Here is a 20519-nt window from a genome sequence, read left to right on the forward strand (position 1 = left end):
CGGGCCTGCCGACGGCAGGCGGCAACGCCGTCCTGCGGCGCAATGGCCAAGGCCACCCATGACCTTCGACACCCCTGAAACCTGCAGTGGCGGCGTAGAGTCTCGCCACGGCCCGTGTGGGCCATTCCTTTATCCACGTCGGCCTGGAGCCTGCCTGTGACCCTTCGCAATCCCAAGATGCTGCTGTTGACCCTGGCCGTGAGCGCCGCGCTGACCGGCTGCAACAAGCCCGAGAGCGCCGCGCCCGCCGCCGACGCCGCCAAGTCCGCGCCGGCCGCCGCCCCGGCCGCGGCGTCGACCGACCTCAAGCTCGACACCAGCAAGCTGCCGGCCTACAACGCCTTCAACGTCGACGACCTGGACGCCAGCAAGAACGCCTGCGACGACTTCAATGGCTACGTCAACGGCAAGTGGCTGGCCGCCAACGAGATCCCCAAGGACCGCAGCAGCTGGGGCGCGTTCTCGATCCTGGACGAGCGCTCGGTCGCGGCGCAGCACCAGCTGGCCGAACAGGCCGCCGCCGCGGCCAACCCGCAGGGCGTGGAGAAGATCGTCGGCGACTTCTGGTCCTCGGGCATGGACGAAGCCAAGATCAACGCGCAGGGCATTGCGCCGCTGAAGGCCGACCTGGCCGCGATCGACGGTCTCAAGGACGGCCCGGCAGTGGCCGAGTACCTGCGCCAGAGCGCGGCCAAGGGCGAGAACGGCCTGTTCGGCTTCGGCGCCGAGGCGGACTTCAAGAATTCGGCGATGAACATGGCCTACGCCATGCAGGGCGGCCTCGGCCTGCCCGACCGCAGCTACTACTTCGACGCCGACAAGCAGGACAAGCTCAAGGCCTACCAGGCGCACGTGGCCAAGGTGCTGGAGCTGGCCGGCGTGCCGGCGGCCGACGCGGCCAAGCAGGCGCAGGACGTGGTGGCGCTGGAAACCCGTCTGGCCAAGGTGTCCAAGTCCAGCGAGCAGCTCTCGCGCGACGCCGAGCTGTCCTACAACCCGGTCACCCCGGCCGACGCCGACAAGCTGACCCCGAACTTCCCCTGGACCAAGTTCTTCGAGTCGCAGGGCGTGGCCGTGCCGGAGAAGTTCTCGCTGGCGATCCCGGCCTTCCACCAGGAAGTGAGCAAGGCGCTGGGCGACACCGACCCGTCGGTGTGGCGCGCCTACCTGCGCTTCCACACCGTGGACAGCGCCTCGCCGTACCTGAGCGACGCCTTCGCGCAGGAAAACTTCGCCTTCTACGGCAAGGAACTCAATGGCCAGGCCGAGATGAAGCCGCGCTGGAAGCGCGTGCTCGGCAGCATCAACGAAGGCGCCGGCGAGGCGATGGGCCAGATGTACGTCAAGGTCGCCTTCTCGGCCGACGACAAGGCCAAGATGCAGCAACTGGTCGAGAACCTGAGCCAGGCGCTGAAGGCGCGCCTGGAGAAGCTGACCTGGATGAGCGACGAGACCAAGGCCAAGGCCCTGGACAAGTGGAAGACCTTCACCCCGAAGATCGGCTACCCGGACAAGTGGCGCGACTACGCCAGCCTGAGCACCCAGCGCGACAGCTACCTGGACAACGTGCGCGCCGCCACCTCGTTCAACTACAAGTACAACCTCAGCAAGATCGGCAAGCCGGTGGACAAGACCGAGTGGGGCATGACCCCGCAGACGGTCAACGCCTACTACAACCCGCTGCAGAACGAGATCGTGTTCCCGGCGGCGATCCTGCAGCCGCCGTTCTTCGACCCCAAGGCCGACGACGCGTTCAACTATGGCGGCATCGGCGCGGTGATCGGCCACGAGATGACCCACGGTTACGACGACCAGGGCGCGCGCTTCGGGCCGACCGGCAACTTCGAGAACTGGTGGACCCCGGCCGACGCCAAGAAGTTCTCCGCGCTCACCGGCAAGCTGGTGCAGCAGTTCGACGGCTACGAGGTCGACGGCAAGCACGTCAACGGCAAGCTGACCCTGGGCGAGAACATCGCCGACCTGGGCGGCATCACCACCGCCTACGACGCCATGAAGAAGGCCACCGAGGGCAAGGACGACCCGAAGGTCGGCGGCATGAGCCGCGACCAGAACTTCTTCATCAACTGGGCCACCGTGTGGCGCACCAAGTACACCCCGCAGAACGCGATGGTGCGCCTGACCACCGACCCGCACGCCCCGGCGCAGTTCCGCGCGATCGGCGCGCCGTCGAACCTGGAGGCCTTCGCCACCGCGTTCCAGTGCAAGCCGGGCGCGCCGATGGTGCGCAGCGGCGACAAGCGCGTGGTGATCTGGTAAGCGACGGCGTCACTGCCGTCTCGCGAAAAGGCCCGGCTTGTCCGGGCCTTTTCTTTGCGTGGGCGTCGGCCTGCGACGGCGGTGGCGATGCCTATCGCCCATCCAGTCCGCCCGCACTCGTGGTGGCCGGCGCCCCTCGCTGAATCCGGTTGGGCGGTGGATGCACGTCATCGCCACAGTTGCACACCGCGCCTTGTTAAACTCCGCCGACTTTAATCCTGACCGGATGCGTTCCCGATGCCCAATGCCCGTCCGCTTGCCCTCGCCGTCGCCCTCGGCCTGATCGCCCTCGCCTCCGCCGCCGATGCCGCCCCCAAGAAGAAGCGCGCCGCCGCGCCCAAGGCCCCGCCGATCAGCGCCGCCTGCAGCGACTTCTACGACGACGCCAATGCCGACTGGCTGAAGCAGAACCCGGTGCCGCAGACCGGCGCGGTCACCGCGCTGGGCCAGCTGGCCGAGCGCACCCAGCAGCAGCAGCGCGACCTGCTCGACGCCTCCATGCAGTCGCCGCAGAACGCGGTGCAGAAGGCGCTCGGCGATTTCTGGGCCAGCGGCCTGGACGAGGCCGCCGTCGAGAAGGACGGCTCCAACCCGATCGCGCCGCTGCTCGGCCGCATCGATGCGATCAAGAAGGCCAAGGACGTGCCGGCCTCGATCGCCGCGCTGCACCAGATCGGCATCCCGGTCGCGTTCAACTTCGGCGCCGACGTCGACCTGAAGGCGCTGGACCGCCACATCGGCTACTTCATGCAGGGCGGCATGGGCCTGCCCGACCCGGCCTTCTACACCCGCACCGACGCCGACACCATGGCGCTGATGGGCCGCTACCGCACCTACGTCAAGCAGATCCTGACCCTGACCGGCACCCCGGCCGACCGCCTCGAGGCCGACGCCCAGTCGGTGCTGCAGATCGAGACCGCGCTGGCGCGCAGCGCCAAGTCGCTGTCCGGCATCAACAACCCGTTCAACAACTACGCGCCGATCTCGACCAAGGAGTTGAACAAGCAGTACCGCAACCTGCAGCTCGACGCTTTCCTCAAGGCGCAGGGCGTCAACGACGACCTGGTGTCGATGGCCGACCCGGACATGTTCAAGCAGCTCGACGGCATGATCGTCAGCATCAAGCCCGAGCAGTGGAAGGCCTACCTGCGCTGGCGCGTGGGCGATGCGATGGCGCCGTACCTGTCCAAGAGCTTCCGCGACGCCAGCTTCGAGTTCCGCGGCCGCGTGCTGCAGGGCCAGGTCGCGCCGCCGCCGCGCTGGGCGCAGGTGCTGGACGCGATCAACGTCGCCGCCGGCCCGATGCTGGGCCGCGAGTACGTGGCCCGCTACCTGTCGGCCGATACCCGCCGCCAGGCCGAGACCATCGCCGACCAGGTGCGCGACGCGCAGATCGCCGCGGTCAAGCGCAGCACCTGGCTGAGCGAGCCGGCGCGCACCGAGGCGCAGGCCAAGCTGGCCGCACTGAAGATCGAGGTCGGCGCGCCGCGCCGCGACCTCGACTACACCCTGCAGCCGATGGGCCGCGGCAGCTTCGGCGGCAACATGCTGATCGCTTCCACCTGGCGCCACCGCGAGGAGATGAAGCGCATCGGCAAGGGCAATGCCGACCGCCGCTGGGACGTGCTGCCGCAGCAGCCGGCGCTGACCTACGACATCGCCCAGAACCGCCTGATCGTCACCGCCGCGGTGCTGCAGCCGCCGGTGTACGCGGCCGGCGGCGACGCCGCGACGCTGTACGGCGCCTACGGCGCGATGGTCGCGCACGAACTGATCGGCGCCATCGACAGCAAGGGCAGCCAGGTCGACGCGCAGGGTCAGTTGCGCAACTGGTGGACGCCGGAGGACAAGAGCGCCTGGAATGCGCTGGCCGCCCGTACCGCCGCGCAGTACGGCGCCTACGACTTCCCGGGCGTGAAGGGCGCCAAGGTCAACGGCCCGCTGACCCAGGACGAGGACCTGACCGACATCGGCAGCGTCGAACTGGCCTGGCAGGCCTACAGCGCCGCGCAGCCGACCGCCAGCGAGGCCGGCAAGCAGGCGTTCTACAAGGCCTGGGCCGGCCTGTGGGCGCAGCAGTTGTCGCCGACCGACGCCGTGCAGCGGGTCACTGCCGACGTGCACGCGCCCGGCCGCTGGCGCACCAACGGCGCACTGGCCAACCTGCCCGCCTTCGCCGCGACCTTCACCTGCAAGCCCGGCCAGCCGATGGTGCGCAGCGAGGCCGAACAGATCCACCTGTGGCCGTGAGCCGGTGCCGGCGCTAGCCGCCGGCCAGGCACACACAGCAAGACGGCGCGGGCAACCGCGCCGTCTTGCGTTCAGGGGTCGGGAAAACGTGTCGCTGGCGCTGCGCTTGCGGAGCGCAGCAACGGCAGGCGTTTTCGCTCAGCGCACGATGCGCGGACGCGGCGGCTTGCGCTTGCCGAACGGCGGCTGGCCGCGCCAGTAGCGGATCATCAGCCAGCCGAACAGCATGCCGCCCAGATGCGCGAAATGCGCCACGCCCGGCTGCCAGCCGGTGAAGCCCATCAGCAGTTCCAGCGCACCGAACACGATCACGAAGGTCCGCGCCTTCATCGGAATCGGCGGGAACAGCAGCACCACCCGCTGGTTCGGGAACAGCATGCCGAAGGCCAGCAACAGGCCGAAGATGCCGCCGGAAGCGCCCAGGGTCGGATACGGCTCGTTGCCGTTGCTGAGCATCCACCAGCCGACCAGCAACTGGCACAGGCCGGCGCCGACCACGCAGACCAGGTAGTAGGTCAGGAAGCGCTTGTTGCCCCAGGTCTGCTCCAGCGGCCCGCCGAACATGTACAGCGCCAGCATGTTGAACAGCAGGTGCGAGAAACTGCCATGCAGGAAGCCGTAGGTCAGCAACTGCCAGAGCTGGAAGTTCTGCCCAGGCGAGAACGCATCGAACGCACCGATCGGCCACAACATGAAGGGCGAGAACGTGTCCATGCCGAGCAGCATCTGCAGCAGGAACACCACGACGTTGCCGATCAGCAGCGCTTGGGTGACGGGCGGAAGTCTGGGGAACATGGTCGGGTCCGTGGCAACTGTCTCCATCATAGCCGCTCGCCAGAACATGCACCCCAACCAATGCAAAGGCATGCCATGACCAACGACGCTCTTCCAAGAGGTATTGCGAGCGCGGTGCGCCGAAGAGACAGACGAGGGCGCGGGCGAAGCCTCGCGCAGTCAACATGCAGCATGCGCTTCGCGTCCGTACCCTCACCCCAACCCCTCTCCCGCAGGGAGAGGGGCTTGTACGTCCCTTCTCCCTCCGGGAGAAGCTGCCCCGAAGGGGCGGATGAGGGTACGGGCGCAGCCTCGTGCAGTTGAAACACCGCATGCGCTTCGCGTTCCGACCCGCACCCCAACCCTTCTCTCGAAGGGTGAGGGGCTTGTACGTCCCTTCTCCCTCCGGGAGAAGGGGCCCCGAAGGGGCGGATGAGGGTACGGCGCGCAGCCTCGTGCAGCGGAAACACCACACGCGCTTCGCGCCCCTACCCTCACCCCAACCCCTCTCCCGGGGGGAGAGGGGCTAAGCCATTCACAGCCGGCGTCTTCTGCTCTTCGAGACACGAGCCCCGCAGTTCTGGCGCGCCTCGCTACCGAGGCCCCCACACCTCGGCATCGAGATCGCGCGCCGACGCTGGCGCACGCTTCACCCGTCCGCCCTGCACCGCCACGCCTTCGGCGCGCAGGCGCTGGCATTGCTCGCGATAGCCGCGCGAGCCTTCCGGAAAGGCGATGCGGCCGTCGCTGCGCAGCACCCGATGCCAGGGCAGCGCGGCGTCGGTGTTGCCGCCGAGCAGGCGCGCCACCAGGCGCGCGCGTCCCGGCAACCCGGCCAGCATCGCCACCTCGCCATAGCCGCGCACCTGGCCCGGCGGGATCGCCCGGATCGTCGCCAGGATCCGCGCATGCGCCTCGGCCGCCGCCGTCGCGACCGGCGCAGACGCGCTCGCTGTGGGCGGCCGCCGTGGACTCATGCCGGCCGTGCCCGCACCGGCCGCGACACCAGCAGCACCCCGCCCAGTACCAGCACGGTGCCGGCGATCTGCCACGGCCCCATTGCCTCGCCCAGCACCAGCACGCTCAGCACGATGGTGGAGACCGGGCCGAGCATGCCGATCTGCGACGCCAGCGCCGAGCCGATGCGCTGCACCGCCAGCATCGTCGCCAGCACCGGCACCGCCGTGCACAGCGTGCCGTTGAGCAGCGACAGCGCGTAGACCGGTGCAGGCAGGACCAGCGCGTGCAGCGGCCGCAGCAGCAGGAACTGGGCGATGCACAGCGCGCAGGCGACCAGGCTGGCGTAGGCGGTCAACCGCACCGCACCGACGCGCGCCACCAACTGGCCGCTGCCGACCAGATAGGCCGCATAGGCCAGCGCGCTGCCGAAGACCAGCAAGCTGCCCCAGGCGGTACGCGCGCCGCCGATCTGCAGGTCGTGGCCGAACGCCAGCAACACGCCCAGGTAACTCAACGCCAGCGCCCACAGCTGGCGTCGCTGCGGCCGTCGCCGCCACAGCAGCACGCCGATCAGCAGCACCAGGGTCGGGGTGAGATAGAGGATCAGCCGCTCCAGGGTCGCGGTGATGTAGGCCAGGCCGAGGAAGTCCAGGAAGCTGGCCAGGTAGTAGCCGAGCACGCCCAGGGCGACGATCCGCCAACGGTCGCCCGCCTGCAGCGGCGGCGCGCGGCGCGCCGCCCACAGCGCCATCGCCGCGAAGCACGGCAATGCCACCAGCATGCGCAAGGCCAGCAGGGTCACCGCGTCGACGCCGTAGCGGTAGCCAAGCTTGACGATGATGGCCTTGCCGGAAAATGCGATCGCGCCGCCGGCGGCGAGCAGCACGCCACCGAGGCTGGCCTGGGTGGCGGTGGGGGCGACGGCGGCGGAGGTGCCGGGCGCGCTCATCGCGCAGCGCCGCGGCAGGGAGAAGAGAACACGTGCATGCCGCCATTCTACGGCGCCACAGCGAACCAGCCGCCGGATCGCGGCGACCTCAGCGCATCAGCACCACTTCCTCGGCGGAAGTCGGATGGATCGCCACGGTGTCTTCCAGTTGCTGCTTGGTCACGCCCAGCTTCAATGCCACCGCAAAGCCCTGCAGGATCTCGTCGGCCCCGTCGCCGAGCAGGTGGAAGCCGACCACGCGCTCCTCGGCGCCCACGCACACCAGCTTGAACAGGCTGCGCTGCGGCGAATCGGCCAGCGCCTGCAGCATCGGCCGGAAGTTGCTGCGGTACACGGTCACCGCGTCGGCGCCATAGCGCTCGCGTGCCTGCTCCTCGCCCAATCCCACCTGGCCCAGCGGCGGATGCGAGAACACCACGCTGGGCACGTTCTCGTAGTCCAGCCGCGCCTGCGGCCGGTCGCCGAACACGCGGTCCATCAGCTTGCGCCCGGCGGCGATCGCCACCGGGGTCAGGCCGACCTTGCCGGCCACGTCGCCGATCGCATACAGCCCCGGCACGTCGGTGTTCTGGTACGCGTCCACCACGATCTCGTGCTTGTCGCCCAGGCGCACGCCCAGCGCTTCCAGGCCGAGGTCGCGCGTGTTGGGCCGGCGCCCGATCGCGAAGAACACCTTGTCGACGCGCTCGCCGGGCTGCCCCTGCGCATCGACCACGCACAGGCCCTCGCCGCTGCGGCGCAAGGCGCTGGCGCGGTAGCCGAAATGCAGGCGCACGCCCTGGTGGCGCAGGTTGTCGGCAAGCTGCCGCGCCAGTTCCGCATCGAACCGCTCCAGCAGGCGCTCGCCCTGCACGTACAGTTCCACCCGGCTGCCCAGCGCCTGCAGCAGCCCGGCCAGTTCCACCGCGATATAGCCGCCGCCGACGATCGCCACCCGCGGCGGCGCCTCGCACAGGTTGAAAAAGTCGTCCGAGACCAGGCCCAGCTCGGCGCCTTCGATGTTCGGCCGCAGCGCGTGTGCGCCCGTGGCGATCACCACGTGCTTGGCGCTGACGCGCACGCCGTCGTCGCATTCGACGGTGTGCGCATCGACCAGCCGGCCGCGCCGCGGGATCAGCACCACGCCGTCGGCATCCAGCCGGCGCCGGTAGCTGGCGTGGATGTTGCCGATGTAGCCCTGGCGATGCGCCACCAGTTCCGCCCAGGACAGCGTGGCCTCGGGAATGGCGAAGCCGACCGCGCGCGCCAGGTCGATGCGTTCGACCAGATCCGCCGCCAGCCACATCGCCTTCTTCGGCACGCAGCCGACGTTGACGCAGGTACCGCCGAGCGCGCTCGGCTCCAGGATCGCCACTCGTGCGCCATGGCTGGCGGCGCGGAAGGCGGTGGCCAGGCCGCCGGACCCTCCGCCCAGCACCAGCAGGTCGTAATCGCGGATCGACCCGTTCACGGCGCACGCTCGGCGCGCGGCGGGGTCGCATCGGGCGCGGCGCGGTGCGCGCGGTTCACATCGTCCATCGGCTGTCCTGTCGCATGTCTCGGTCGCCGCGGAGCATGCCATGGGCGACCGCGCGGCAGATGTGAGGACGCCGCCGCAGCGCCTGAACTCAAGCCGCGTCGCGGCGGCGCATCGGCTGCCAGCGCAGGTAGCTGGCCGAGCGCCACAGCCACTCCACCGGGCCGAAGCGGAACCGCTGCAGCCACCAGTGCGACAGCGCCACCTGCAGCGCGAACAGCGCGAACGCGAACGGGATCTGCCAGGCGCGCGGCAGTTGCTCGAAATAGCCGAAGCCGTAGCCGTAGAACAACGTGGTGCACACCAGCGACTGCAGCAGGTAGTTGCTCAGCGCCATGCGCCCGGCCGGCGCCAGCCACTGCAACGCGGGCGCGGCGCGCACCAGCCAGGCCGCATAGCCCAGCGCCATCAGACCACTGGCGATGCTGGCCAGGGCATAGGCACAGGTCAGGCGCAGATCCAGCCGCGCCGGATCCATCCACGGCTCCAGCCGGAAGCTCAGCAGCATCAGCGCCAGGCCCAGCGGCAGCACGCCCCAGCGCAGCACGGCGAGCAGCCGCGGGAAGCGCTGCGGTTGCGCGGCCAGGCCGCTGCGCACGCACCAGGCGCCGAGCAGGAACATGCCGAAGATGGTCGGCGCGTTGAACACCAGCACGCCCAGCGATTCGACCAGGTCGCGCGCGCGCTGCGCGGTGGCCTGGACATAGCTGCCGTGGCCGAACACCTCACGCTGCTGCGCCAGCGCCGCCGCGCCGTGCTGTGCCTGCTCGGCCATCTCGCGCTGCCACTGCGCCGCGCCGTGCGGATCGGCCTGCGCCGCCCAGGAGGCCGCGCCGATCAACAGCCACAGCGCCGGCGCGAACAGGTACACCACCAGCGCCATGCCGGGCAGCCAGCGCGTGGGCGCCTCGCGAAACGCCAGCAGCATGAACGCCAACAGCGCGTAGCTGACCAGGATGTCGCCGGACCACAACAACAGCGCGTGCAGCAGGCCGATCAGCAGCAGCCCCGCGCTGCGGCGCAGGAAGAAACCGCCGAACGGCCGCCGCGCGGTCTCGGCGCGCTGCGCCATCACCGCGAAGCCCATGCCGAACAGCAGCGAAAACAAGGTGTAGAACTTGCCCTGCACCAGGATGTAGACCAGGGCGTCGGCGATGCGGTCGGCGCCGCGCAGCGCCGGATCCAGGCCGGTCATCGCCGCGTCCAGCGGGCCGACGAAGCCCTCGATGTTCATCAGCAGGATGCCCAGCAGGGCGAAGCCGCGCAGCACGTCCAGCGTGGCGATGCGCTCGGCGGGCGCGACGGGCTGCAACACGGGGGCGGAAGTGGCCAAGGCGGCACCGGGCGGAAGGCCGGCGATGTCCCTCGCCGCGATCAGGAAGGCCGCCGGCGTCCGCGGCGGCGCGATGGCGCCGCTGCGCGCGGCGCCAGGGCTGGCGGCACCGGCGCAACCGGCACCGCCGCAAACGCACTCAGTGGTGGTGGCCGCCGTCGCCGTGCACGTGGCCGTGCTCGATCTCTTCGGCGCTGGCCTCGCGCACGTCGACGATCTCCACGTCGAAGTGCAGGTCCTTGCCGGCCATCGGGTGATTGAGGTCGACGTCGACCACGCTCATGCCGACCTTCTGCACGGTGACCGCGCGCGGGCCGAAGTTGGTCTGCAGCACCACCTGGCTGCCCGGCTGCAGCTTGGCCGCGCCGAAATGCTTCTTCGGCACGCGCTGGCTCAGGCCCTCGCGGTACTCGCCATAGGCGTCCTTGGCGGCCACGTCGACGCCGAAGCTGTCGCCGGCGGCCTTGTCCATCATCGCGTTCTCCAGGCCCGGGATGATGTTGCCGTGGCCGACCAGGATCACCAGCGGATCGCGGTCCTTGGAGCTTTCGATCGGTTCTTGACCGACTTCCGAAACGGTGTAGTGGAAACGGACGACGCGGTCTTTTTCGATCTTCATGTGCACTCTGCGCTGTGGCTGCCGGGGGCAGACGGGATGGGCGGCTTGTCGGCCGCCGGGAGCGCCGCCATGATGGCGGCCTTCTGAGGTCGCGCATTATCCCGGCTCCATGCACAACACGCCAGTTTCGCCGCGCGGCCGCCGCGCGTTCCCGTGGTGGCTTCCGCTGCTGTGCACCGCCGCGCTGGCGGCCTGCGGACGCCACGAGGTCCGCCACACCCGGCCGGCACCGGTGGCGGTGCGCGAGTGGCCGCAGGTGGCGCCGGCCGACCCGGGCGCGGCCAACGCAGTGCTGATGCGGGCGCTGGGCCTGGTCGGCACGCCCTACCGCTACGGCGGCAACACCCCCGAGTCCGGGTTCGACTGCAGCGGCCTGGTCGCCTACGTCTACCGCGACATGCTCGACCTGCGGCTGCCGCGCACCTCGCGCGAACTGGCCGCGGTGCAGGGGCCGCGGATCGACCCGCAGCGCCTGAGCACCGGTGATCTGGTGTTCTTCGGCAGCGCGGGAAATGTGACGCACGTAGGAATTTATGTCGGTGAAGGCCGCTTCGTGCACGCTCCCAGCACGGGCGGAACGGTGCGCCTGGATTCGCTGGACGGAGCCTACTGGCGGGACCATTACACCGGCGCAAAGCGGGTTTTGCGCTGAACTGTGATTTCACCCACATTCATAATTACGAAAATTTAACCTTATTTGAACTTCCTATTTCTGTCTACAAGGCATGATCCCCCATCGTTTTATTTTGTGATCCAAGCGTGACGACCGAAGCCCAGACCTCTCCAGGCAAGCCCGCCGTTCCCCGCCGGACCGCTTTCCGCCTCTTCTGCACCGCCTCGCTCTGTTTCTCGGCCCTCCCGGCCCTGGCCCAGACCGCTCCCGCCGACACCGTCGTCCCGGAAGCGATCGCGACCGTCGCCCCCGCTCCCGCCCAGGTGAGCGCCACCGCGACCACCGCCCAGGCGACCGCGCAGACCTCCAATACCGCCACCTCGGCCAAGCCGGCCGCCGCCCAGGCGCCCGCACCGTCGCGCAGCAAGGCCGACGCCGCCGCCACCGCCACCCTGGCCGCCCTGCTGCCGCACCTGGCCGCCAACGACACCATTCCGCTGATGGACCGCTCGGCGATGTTCGCCGGCGACATCAGCCGCCTGCTGGCCAACTACGACGTGTCCCAGCCGGTCCCGCGCGAAGGCGTGGTGCCGGGCGGCGACAAGGTCCAATCCGTGCTCAAGCGCGCCATGGCGCTGCTGGGCACCCCGTACCGCTGGGGCGGCGAGGACACCGAAGGCTTCGACTGCAGCGGCCTGGTCGGCTACGTGTTCCGCACCGCGCTGGGCATCGAGCTGCCGCGCGTGTCGCGCGAGATGGCCCGCGAGGCCAACGCCCAGCTGATCAAGGACCGCGACGCGCTGGCGCCGGGCGACCTGGTGTTCTTCGGTCGCAAGGGCCGCGTCGACCATGTCGGCCTGTACGTCGGCGAGGGCCGCTTCCTGCACGCCCCCAGCCGCGGCAAGGACGTGCGCGTGGACACGCTGACCTCCGGCTACTGGGGCGAGAAGTTCGTGCAGGCGCGCCGCGTGGCGATGTAAGCCACTCTAGATTCTGCAGACTCTTGAAGAAGGGCCGCTGGCGACAGCGGCCTTTTTTGTTGTGGGCGGTGCCGCCGGATTGCCACTGCGGTTCCGCGCTGCCTGTCCGGGGCGTCATCGCCGCTGTCCGCGTTGCCCGCCGGCACGCTAGGCTGGCGGGCCTCGATCGCGTCACGGGACTTCGATGACATCACGCTCCTCGCCTGCCTTGCAGTCCTGCCGTGCCGATCAGTCCGTCCGCCGGGTCGCGTCCTGGCCGCAGTTGCAGGCGCTGCGCTGATGCCGGCCGAGCACACCCTGCCCACGCCCGCCCAGGCGCTGGCGATCGCGCAATCGCTGCTGTCCACCCGCTACGGCGACGCGGCCTTCGGCTTCGCCGCCGGCTCGATCCTGCGCGGCGAAGGCACGCATCTGTCCGATCTCGACCTGGTCGTGGTCTATGAGCGCCTGCCGGCGGCACGCCGCGAATCGTTCCTCGCCGAGGGCATGCCCGTCGAAGCCTTCGTGCACGACCCGGGCACGCTGGCCTGGTTCGTCGACGAAGACGCCGCCCGCGGCCGCCCCAGCCTGCTGCACATGATCGCCGAGGGCCGCGTCATCGGCACCGCGACCGAATCCGCACGCAGCCTGCAAGACCAAGTCGCCGCACGGCTGCGGGCCGGGCCGCCGCCGCTGACGCAGGCGCAACGGGACGCGCTGCGCTACGAGATCACTGATCTGGTCGACGACCTGTGCGGCGAGCGCAGCGCCGCCGAGATCCTCGCCATCGGCGCCCTGCTGCATCCGCGCCTGGCGGAACTGGCGCTGCGCGGACGCGGCCATTGGTACGGCAGCGGCAAGTGGGTGCCGCGCCTGCTGGCACGGATGGACCCGGACTTGGACCAACGCTTCGACCAGGCCTTCGCCGCGCTGTTCGCCAACGCCGACTGTGCGCCGGTGCTGGCACTGGCGCAGCAGGAACTGGCCGTGCACGGCGGCCGTCTGTTCGACGGCGACTGCCGCACCGCGCCCGCGGACTGGCGCGCCTGAGCCAGCGCGCGGGCGCGCGCGCTCAGCCGTGGTAGTGGGCGATGGTGTCTTCGATGCCCTTGCTCAGCTCCATCACCTTCTGTGCGTACTCGGCCAGCCGATGGTCTTCCGGCGTGTCCGGATGCCAGGCCGGCACCGCAGTCGGCCGGCCTTCGACGCCGTCCAGGGCCACGAACACGATGATGCAATGCGTGCACAGGCGCGGCTCGCCGCCCATCGGATCGCGGGCGCGCACCTCGATGGCGAAGTGCATGCTGCTGGTGCCGGTGTGGACCAGCTTGGCGCTGACCGTGACCATGTCGCTGATGCGGATCGGCGAGACGAAGCGGATGCCGCCCACCGCCACGGTCACGCTGTAGTGACCGCTCCAGCCCACCGCCGCGGCATAGCCGACCTGGTCGATCCACTTCATCACCACGCCGCCGTGGACCTTGCCGCCGTAATTGACGTCGATCGGTTCGGCCAGGAAGCGGAAGGTCAGTTCGCGTTGCGTGCCGCTCATCGGGAGTCCATGCAGGGGAAGGAGGCGGCAGTCTGCCATGCGCCGCCGCCGCCAATCGCAACGGCGTCGCAATGACCTGTCGCCGCAGACGCGCCGGCGGCGCCGGCTAGGCCGCGGCCAGCGCGAAATTGTCGCGCTTGCGGATGCACAGCCACGGGAAATGCGGCTGGCGCCAGCGCAACGCCCGCAGGCAGCGCACCGACAACCGCCGTGGGTCGAACAACCGGCGCAGCACGATGCCGTCCAGTACCGCCTCGGTGTGCTGGTGGTACTGCTGCGCCAGTTCGGCGCAGCCCAGGTCGCTGAAGTAGCGCAGGCTGCGCGCGGCGCTGGCCCTGGCTTTCTCAGCGTCGGCGTAGAACGGGCTGTCGAGGATGTGCAGTTCGCCGTCGTGCTGCAGCAGCTGCAGCAGGCGGGCGATCAGCGCACGCGGATCGGCGAAGTATTGGATGCAGGCCGGCACCACCACCACATCGAACCGCTGCGCCGGCAGCGGCACACGCAGGACGTCGCCGGCGACGAAGCTCAACCGCGGCGCGTCGGCGAAGACCCGCGCCGCCTGCGCCAGTTCGGTGCGATTGACGTCGACACCGCAGACTTCGCGCTGCAGGCCGCTGGCCAGGCGATGCGACAGCCAGCCGTTACCGCAGCCCAATTCCAGCAGCGGCCCGTCGCCGCCGCGCGCGCGCAGATGGCGGAGCAGGCGCCGGCACGATTCGGCACGCACCCGCCATTCGTGGCTGGCGCCCAGCGCGCCGGGCGGCTGCGGCAACGTGCGCACCTGGGCGTCGCTGTAGAGCCGGCCTTCGCGGCGGCGCACGTCGAGATAGCGCTGCTCGAACGGGTCGTCCGGCAGTGCGTAGTGCACCAGCACACCCTCGTGCAGCGTCAGCCCGGGCAACTGTCGCAGCTGCGCGCGCAGGCTCTCGGCAGGCGTACTCACGGACGCATCAACGCACCTGGCCGGAACCGTCGACCGGCGGATCTTCCAGGCCGACATTGCTCGGGGCGGCCTCGTAGATGCTGCGATCGAGCAGGCCGGTCTCCTTGGCCACCAGCACCGGCACCAGCATCTGCCCGGTCACGTTGGTCATGGTGCGCATCATGTCCAGCACGCGGTCGATGGCGTACAGGTAGCCGATCACCTCCAGCGGCAGGTTGGCCGCGCTCAGCACCACCGTGGCCATCACCACCGCGGTGCCGGGCACGCCGGCGGTGCCGAAGCTGCCCAGCACCGAGGCGATCAGCACCACGAAATACTGGTTGGCGGTCAGCGGCACGCCGGTGTACTGGGCGATGAACACCGCGCACAGCGCCGGGAAGATCGCGCCGCAGCCGTCCATCTTGATGCTGGCGCCCAGCGGCACCGCGAACGCGGCGTAGTCCTTGTTGACGCCGAGGTTGTGGGTGATCGAGCGCAGCGCCACCGGCATCGCGGCGAAGCTGGAGGAACTGACGAAGGCCACCTGCATGCCCGGCGCGGCACCGCGTAAGAACTTCCACGGATTGAGCCCGTGCACCAGCAGCAGGCCGCTGTACACCACCACGATGTGGATCGCGCAGGCCAGGTACAGCGCCAGCACGAAATTGCCGAACGGCAGCAGCTTGCCGAACCCATAGCCGCCGACCAGCGCGGCGATCAGGCCGAAGGTGCCGAGCGGGGTCATCTCCAGCACGAAGCGGGTAACCTGGATCATGATCTCGCTCATCTGCTTGGTGAGCTTGCGCGCCTCGGCCACGCGCTCGCCGAGCTTGACCATGGCAAAGCCCAGCAGCGCGGCGAAGAAGATCACCGGCAGGATCGAACCGCGCCCGGCCGCCAGCACGGTCTCGCCGGCGGCATTGGTCTTGGTGCCGATGCCGGTCAGCGCATAGAATGGGTTGGACGGCACCACGTCCAGCAGCACCTGCACCGGGCTGGGCACGTCGCGCGGGGTCCAGGCGCTGTCCACGCGCAGGCCCAGGTGGCCGGCGCCCGGCTGCAGCACCGTGCCCACGGCCAGGCCGACGCCGACCGCCAGCGCCGCGGTGACCATGAACCACAGGAAGGTGCGCCCGCCCAGCTTGGCCACCGACTGCTGCCCGTGCAGCGCCGAGATCGCGTTGATGACGGCGAAGAACACCAGCGGCACCGCGATCATCTTGATCAGGGTGACGTATAGGTCGCCCAGCGGCTTGAACCAGGTTTCGGCGGTCGGGCCCAGCGCCCAGCCCGCGAGGGCGCCCAGCAGAAAGCCGGCGACCACGCGCTGCCAGAACGGAATGCGTAACCAGGCCGTCACCAGTTTCATCGACGCTGTCCAGAGAGATCGGGGGTTTCGCACGATAGCGCACCCCGGCAGCAGCGACGACGCCATGGCTGGAAAGGCGCGATGTCATCGGCATGCCTTGTCGCAGCCGGCATAATGCGGGGGACTTCGTTGTTCAGGACCAGTTCTGCGTATGCGCCTTCCCGTTTCCGCCCTCGCCGCCGCCTCCACCCTGCTGCTGGGCGCCTGCGCCAGCACGCCGCACGCGCCGGCCGCCAGCGCCAACGTCGCGCCGATCGTCGTCCCCGCCGTGGCCCATCCGGCCGGCGAGACTCCGGCCTGGTGGTACCGCAGCGGCGCCGCCAAGGCCGCCAACAACGGTGCGATGCGCGGCAAGGCCAAGAACGTGATCCTGTTCCTCGGCGACGGCATGAGCCTCACCACGGTTGCTGCCGCGCGCATCCTCGACGGCCAGCGCAAGGGCGCCTCGGGCGAGGAGAACCAGTTGTCGTGGGAGGCGTTCCCCGCCACCGCGCTGAGCAAAACCTACAACACCGATTCGCAGACGCCGGATTCGGCCGGCACCATGACCTCGATCACCACCGGGGTGAAGACCCACATGGGCGCGATCGGCGTGGCCGCCGGCAAGCGAGACGCCTGCGCCGACAGCCTCGGCAAGCAGTTGCTGAGCTGGCTGGAACTGGCCGACAGCGCCGGCATGGGCACCGGCATCGTCACCACCACCCGTCTCACCCACGCGACCCCGGCCGCGACCTACGCGCACGTGCCCGAGCGCAACTGGGAAAGCGATGCCGACCTGCCGGAGAAGGCGGTGGCCGAGGGTTGCCGCGACATCGCCCAGCAGATGGTGAGCGCCCGCTTCGGGCGCGGCCCGCAGGTGATGCTGGCCGGTGGCCGCGGCCAGTTCACCACCGTCGAGCAGCGCGACCCCGAGTACGACGACAAGGTCGGCCTGCGCCTGGACGGCCGTGATCTGGTCGGCGAATGGCGCCAGCGCCATCCGCAGGGCGCCTACGTGTGGACCCGCGGGCAACTGGAAGCGGCGCAGAACGCGCCGGCGCTGCTGGGCCTGTTCGAGCCGGACCACATGCAGTTCGACCACGACCGCGACCGCAGCGCCAATGGCGACCCGAGCCTGGCCGAGATGACCAAGGCCGCGATCCGCACCCTGTCGCAGGACAAGAACGGCTATGTGCTGATGGTCGAAGGCGGACGCATCGACCACGCGCACCACGCCGGCAACGCCTATCGCGCGCTGGACGAGACCATCGCCCTGTCGCAGGCGGTGCAGGCCGCGGCGGATGCGACCTCGGCCGAGGACACGCTGATCATCGTCACCGCCGACCACTCGCACACGCTGAACTTCGTCGGCTACCCGCAGCGCGGCAACCCGATCCTGGGCAAGGTGCGCGGCACCAGCGGCGAGGACGCCAACACCGGCGACCTGGCGCTGGACGGCAACGGCCAGCCCTACGCCACGCTCAGCTACGCCAACGGTCCCGGTTACACCGGCGCCAGCAACCAGCAGCCGGCCGGGGTCAAGACCTTCCCGCATGCGCCGAGCAACTTCGAGCCGGCCAACGGCCGCCCGGACCTGACCCACGTCGACACCGAAAGCCCGGATTTCATGCAGGAAGCGCTGGTGCCGACCAAGGCCGAGACCCATGGCGGCGACGACGTCGGTATCTGGGCGCGCGGCCCCGGCAGCAACGCGTTCCGCGGCAGCCTGGAAGAAAACGTGATCTACCACGTGATCGTGCAGGCCACGCCGACGCTGCGCGCGCGCCTGTGCCAGGCGGGCACCTGCAACGGCGACGGCGTGCCGGTGGAGCTGCCCAAGCCGGCGGCATTCATGACCAGCGCCGCCACCGCGCAATGAGGCGGCGTCGGCCGCACCGCGGCCGCCTGTGCGTGGCCGTTGCGGTGCTCGCAGGGTTCGCTGCGTTTACCGCGCTCGGCACGGTGCCGGCGGCTGCGGCGCAACCGGCCACCGAGGCCTGTCGACTCGGCGACCCGAATACCGATCGGCCGGTGGTGCCGGGCTGCCGGCTCGGCGCCGACGAACGCCTGGTACTGACGCCACAGGCGCTGCGGCGCCTGTCCTTCGATCGCGACGGGCTGGCGCTGCTGAGCGTCGGCGCACGCTTCTACTACGTGCGCGCCGACGGACGCAGCCTGCCGGTGATCACCTGGGACAACGGTCCGGATGGTTTCGCTGAAGGGCTGACCCGCGGCATCTTTCACGGCCGCATCGGCTTCTACGACCGGCAGCTGCGCGAGGTGATCGCGCCGGTTCACGACTTCGCCTGGCCGTTCGAGCACGGCGTCGCCGCGGTCTGCGACGGCTGCAGCGCGGGCACGCCCGACACCGACGGCCACACGCCGATGCAGGGTGGCCGCTGGTACTCCATCGACCGCCATAACCGCGAAGTGCCGGCGCCGACGCGCTGAGCCGATGACCGTGTGCGGCATGGCCGCGGTGTTGCGGAGAAGCTCGCCAAGGCTGGTTCTCTTGCAACGCGTCTCCTGCTGCATCTCCGCGATGTCCGGTGAATCGTCTCGTCCGCGAGGTGAGACATCCCCGCGTCGAGACTGAAGTCCCTCCCACAGGGCGCCAGCCAATGGTTGCGCTGTTTCGGACGCCGTCGCGCGCTGGCCGCAGACCGAGTGTCAGGTATTGGCGTCCGACATCGAGCGGCCACCGAACTGAGCAAGCAACCAAGATAGTCCCGGGTGCACGGAACTTCTCTTGTGGGAAGGACTTCAGTCCCGACGCATTGAACTGGAAGGCGTCGGAACTGAAGCCCCTCCCACAGCGCGCCAACCAACGTTCGTGCTGTTTCAGACGCCGTCGCGCGCTGGCCGCAGACCGGGTGTCAGGTGCTGGCGGCCAACATCGAGCGGCCGCCGGGCTGAGCAGGCAACCGTGATGGTCCCGAGTGCACGGATCTGCTCTTGTGGGAGGGACTTCAGTCCCGACGCATTGAACTGAAAGGCGTCAGGACTGAACTTCTCCCACAACGCTGCTCGTGCTCAAAGACCTCGCCATGCCGCACTTCGCACTGAAGTGCGCTTGCGTCTACAGTGACGCGATGCCGCCGCATGCCTCTACGCCCCCGTTGTCCGCACTCGCCGCCGTGCTGCCCGATCCGGCGCCGGCGCCGCTGCTGATCGGCCTCAGCGGCGGGCTGGATTCGAGCGTGCTGCTGCACCTGCTCGCGCAGCAGCCGTCGTACCGCCACGCGGGCCTGCGCGCGCTGCACGTGCACCATGGCCTGCATGCCGACGCCGACGCCTGGGCCGCGCAGAGCGCGCAGCTGTGCGCGGCGCTGGCGGTGCCGCTGCAGGTGGTGCGGGTGCAGGTGCCGCGCGACAGCGGCGATGGCCTGGAAGCAGCCGCGCGGCAGGCGCGCCGCCACGCCTTCGCACAGGCCATGCAGCCCGGCGAATGGCTGGCGCTGGCGCAGCACCGCGACGATCAGGCCGAGACCTTCCTGCTGCGCGCGTTGCGCGCCTCCGGGCCCGATGGCCTGGCGGCGATGCAGGCGCTGTCCGACTTCGCCGGCAGCCACCTGTGGCGGCCGCTGCTGGCGCAGCCGCGCAGCGTGCTGCACGCCTATGCGCAGCAGCACGGCCTGCAGTGGATCGACGACCCCAGCAATGCCGATCCTGGCTTCGACCGCAATTTCCTGCGCCTGCAGGTGCTGCCGCTGCTGCGCCAGCGCTGGCCGCATGCCGACGCCGCCCTCGCCCGCAGCGCGCAGCTATGCGCCGACGCCAGTGCACTGCTGGAGGTGGACGACCGCATGGCGCTCGATGCGCTGCAGCACGCCCCCGGCGCCCCGCTGCCGCTCGCGCCGCTGCGCGCCCTGCCCGCGGCGCGGCGCGCGCGCGTGCTGCGACGCTGGGTCGCGCAGGCCGGCCTGCCGCCGTTGCCGGCGGCCGGGCTGGCCGCGATCGAACGTGACCTGCTGCAGCCGCGCGCCGATGCCGCGGCGCAGTTCGCCTGGCACGGCGCCTGCGTGCGCAGCTGGCGCGACACGCTCTACGCCGAGCGCGACCTCGCGCCCTGGCCTGCCGACTGGCAGGCGCAGTGGGACGGCCGCGCGCCGCTACCGTTGCCCGATGGTCGCCGCCTGCACCTGCGCGCCGACACCACGCTGGCCTTCGATACGCCGCTGCTGGTGCGCGCGCGCCGCGGCGGCGAACGCCTGCGCCTGCCGGGGCGGACGCAGTCGCAGGCACTGAAGCACCTGCTGCAGACGCAGGCGTTGCCGCCGTGGCAGCGCCTGCGCCTGCCGCTGCTGTTCGACGCCACGCAACTGCTGGCCGCCGGCCCGGACCTGCTGGCCGCGCCGTTGCACGCCTGGCTGCAGGCGCACGCCGCGCACCTGGCGCTGGATCCGCTGCCGGTGGCTGCACCCGCCTCGCATTGACCCTGCCGCCG

General features: G+C 70.2%; 17 protein-coding genes. 8 read left to right on the forward strand and 9 right to left on the reverse strand.

The annotated features are described in order from the left end of the window. Positions 1-177 precede the first annotated feature (177 nt). Both PIQ37_RS09745 and PIQ37_RS09750 read left to right on the forward strand, forming a co-directional pair. Entirely contained in the window at positions 178-2277 is a 2100-nt protein-coding gene (locus PIQ37_RS09745) for a M13 family metallopeptidase (RefSeq protein WP_267099201.1), read from the forward strand. 237 nt (positions 2278-2514) lie between these two features. Beyond that, on the forward strand, positions 2515-4527 hold the full coding sequence (locus PIQ37_RS09750) for a M13 family metallopeptidase (protein ID WP_342073314.1): 2013 nt from the start codon (positions 2515-2517) through the stop codon (positions 4525-4527). A 138-nt stretch (positions 4528-4665) separates the two neighbouring features. Here the strand turns inward: PIQ37_RS09750 and PIQ37_RS09755 are convergent, their stop codons facing one another. The 6 genes from PIQ37_RS09755 to PIQ37_RS09780 all read right to left on the reverse strand — a co-directional run bounded on the left by PIQ37_RS09755 (position 4666) and on the right by PIQ37_RS09780 (position 10678). Then, positions 4666-5322 carry a rhomboid family intramembrane serine protease gene (locus tag PIQ37_RS09755; protein WP_342073315.1) on the reverse strand — a complete coding sequence of 219 codons (657 nt, stop codon included), beginning with the start codon at positions 5320-5322 and terminating at the stop codon, positions 4666-4668. A gap of 572 nt (positions 5323-5894) precedes the next feature. Then, positions 5895-6278 (reverse strand): MGMT family protein, encoded by a 384-nt coding sequence (locus PIQ37_RS09760; RefSeq protein WP_342073316.1) that lies wholly within the window; start codon positions 6276-6278, stop codon positions 5895-5897. Beyond that, positions 6275-7210, reverse strand: coding sequence for a DMT family transporter (locus tag PIQ37_RS09765; RefSeq protein ID WP_342073317.1), 936 nt, complete (start codon positions 7208-7210; stop codon positions 6275-6277). The genes PIQ37_RS09760 and PIQ37_RS09765 overlap by 4 nt, the downstream gene beginning before the upstream one ends. An 88-nt stretch (positions 7211-7298) precedes the next feature. After that, positions 7299-8660 carry a glutathione-disulfide reductase gene (gene gorA / locus PIQ37_RS09770; RefSeq protein WP_342073318.1) on the reverse strand — a complete coding sequence of 454 codons (1362 nt, stop codon included), beginning with the start codon at positions 8658-8660 and terminating at the stop codon, positions 7299-7301. A gap of 157 nt (positions 8661-8817) precedes the next feature. After that, the gene (locus PIQ37_RS09775) at positions 8818-10059 is read right to left on the reverse strand and encodes a DUF418 domain-containing protein (RefSeq protein WP_342073319.1); all 1242 of its coding nucleotides are present in this window, start codon (positions 10057-10059) and stop codon (positions 8818-8820) included. Positions 10060-10198: 139 nt separating this feature from the next. Continuing rightward, positions 10199-10678, reverse strand: a complete 480-nt coding sequence (locus tag PIQ37_RS09780) for an FKBP-type peptidyl-prolyl cis-trans isomerase (protein ID WP_043092617.1) — start codon at positions 10676-10678, stop codon at positions 10199-10201. 109 nt (positions 10679-10787) lie between these two features. Between PIQ37_RS09780 and PIQ37_RS09785 the strand changes: the two genes are divergently transcribed. The 3 genes from PIQ37_RS09785 (at position 10788) to PIQ37_RS09795 (ending at position 13300) form a co-directional block, all read left to right on the forward strand. Next, the gene (locus tag PIQ37_RS09785) at positions 10788-11330 is read left to right on the forward strand and encodes a C40 family peptidase (RefSeq protein WP_017909248.1); all 543 of its coding nucleotides are present in this window, start codon (positions 10788-10790) and stop codon (positions 11328-11330) included. Positions 11331-11437: 107 nt separating this feature from the next. Continuing rightward, positions 11438-12271 (forward strand): C40 family peptidase, encoded by an 834-nt coding sequence (locus PIQ37_RS09790; RefSeq protein ID WP_342073320.1) that lies wholly within the window; start codon positions 11438-11440, stop codon positions 12269-12271. 279 nt (positions 12272-12550) lie between these two features. Next, positions 12551-13300, forward strand: coding sequence for a nucleotidyltransferase domain-containing protein (locus PIQ37_RS09795; protein WP_342073321.1), 750 nt, complete (start codon positions 12551-12553; stop codon positions 13298-13300). A gap of 22 nt (positions 13301-13322) precedes the next feature. Here PIQ37_RS09795 and PIQ37_RS09800 read toward each other — a convergent pair whose 3' ends face one another. The 3 genes from PIQ37_RS09800 to PIQ37_RS09810 form a co-directional block, all read right to left on the reverse strand. Further along, positions 13323-13802, reverse strand: a complete 480-nt coding sequence (locus PIQ37_RS09800; protein ID WP_010341292.1) for an acyl-CoA thioesterase — start codon at positions 13800-13802, stop codon at positions 13323-13325. 106 nt (positions 13803-13908) lie between these two features. After that, positions 13909-14745, reverse strand: coding sequence for a class I SAM-dependent methyltransferase (locus tag PIQ37_RS09805; RefSeq protein ID WP_342073322.1), 837 nt, complete (start codon positions 14743-14745; stop codon positions 13909-13911). A 7-nt stretch (positions 14746-14752) separates the two neighbouring features. After that, on the reverse strand, positions 14753-16093 hold the full coding sequence (locus PIQ37_RS09810) for a dicarboxylate/amino acid:cation symporter (RefSeq protein WP_342073323.1): 1341 nt from the start codon (positions 16091-16093) through the stop codon (positions 14753-14755). A 151-nt stretch (positions 16094-16244) separates the two neighbouring features. Between PIQ37_RS09810 and PIQ37_RS09815 the strand changes: the two genes are divergently transcribed. The 3 genes from PIQ37_RS09815 (at position 16245) to tilS (ending at position 20508) form a co-directional block, all read left to right on the forward strand. After that, positions 16245-17951, forward strand: coding sequence for an alkaline phosphatase (locus PIQ37_RS09815; RefSeq protein ID WP_295950644.1), 1707 nt, complete (start codon positions 16245-16247; stop codon positions 17949-17951). Between the two features lie 44 nt (positions 17952-17995). Next, positions 17996-18523, forward strand: coding sequence for a WG repeat-containing protein (locus PIQ37_RS09820; RefSeq protein WP_342073324.1), 528 nt, complete (start codon positions 17996-17998; stop codon positions 18521-18523). Between the two features lie 641 nt (positions 18524-19164). Then, complete coding sequence (tilS, locus tag PIQ37_RS09825) at positions 19165-20508, forward strand: tRNA lysidine(34) synthetase TilS (RefSeq protein WP_407136590.1); 1344 nt, start codon at positions 19165-19167, stop codon at positions 20506-20508. Positions 20509-20519: the final 11 nt, after the last annotated feature.

Source organism: Xanthomonas protegens (genome assembly GCF_038442435.1).
In the GTDB taxonomy this organism is placed as follows: Bacteria; Pseudomonadota; Gammaproteobacteria; order Xanthomonadales; family Xanthomonadaceae; genus Xanthomonas_A; species Xanthomonas_A sontii.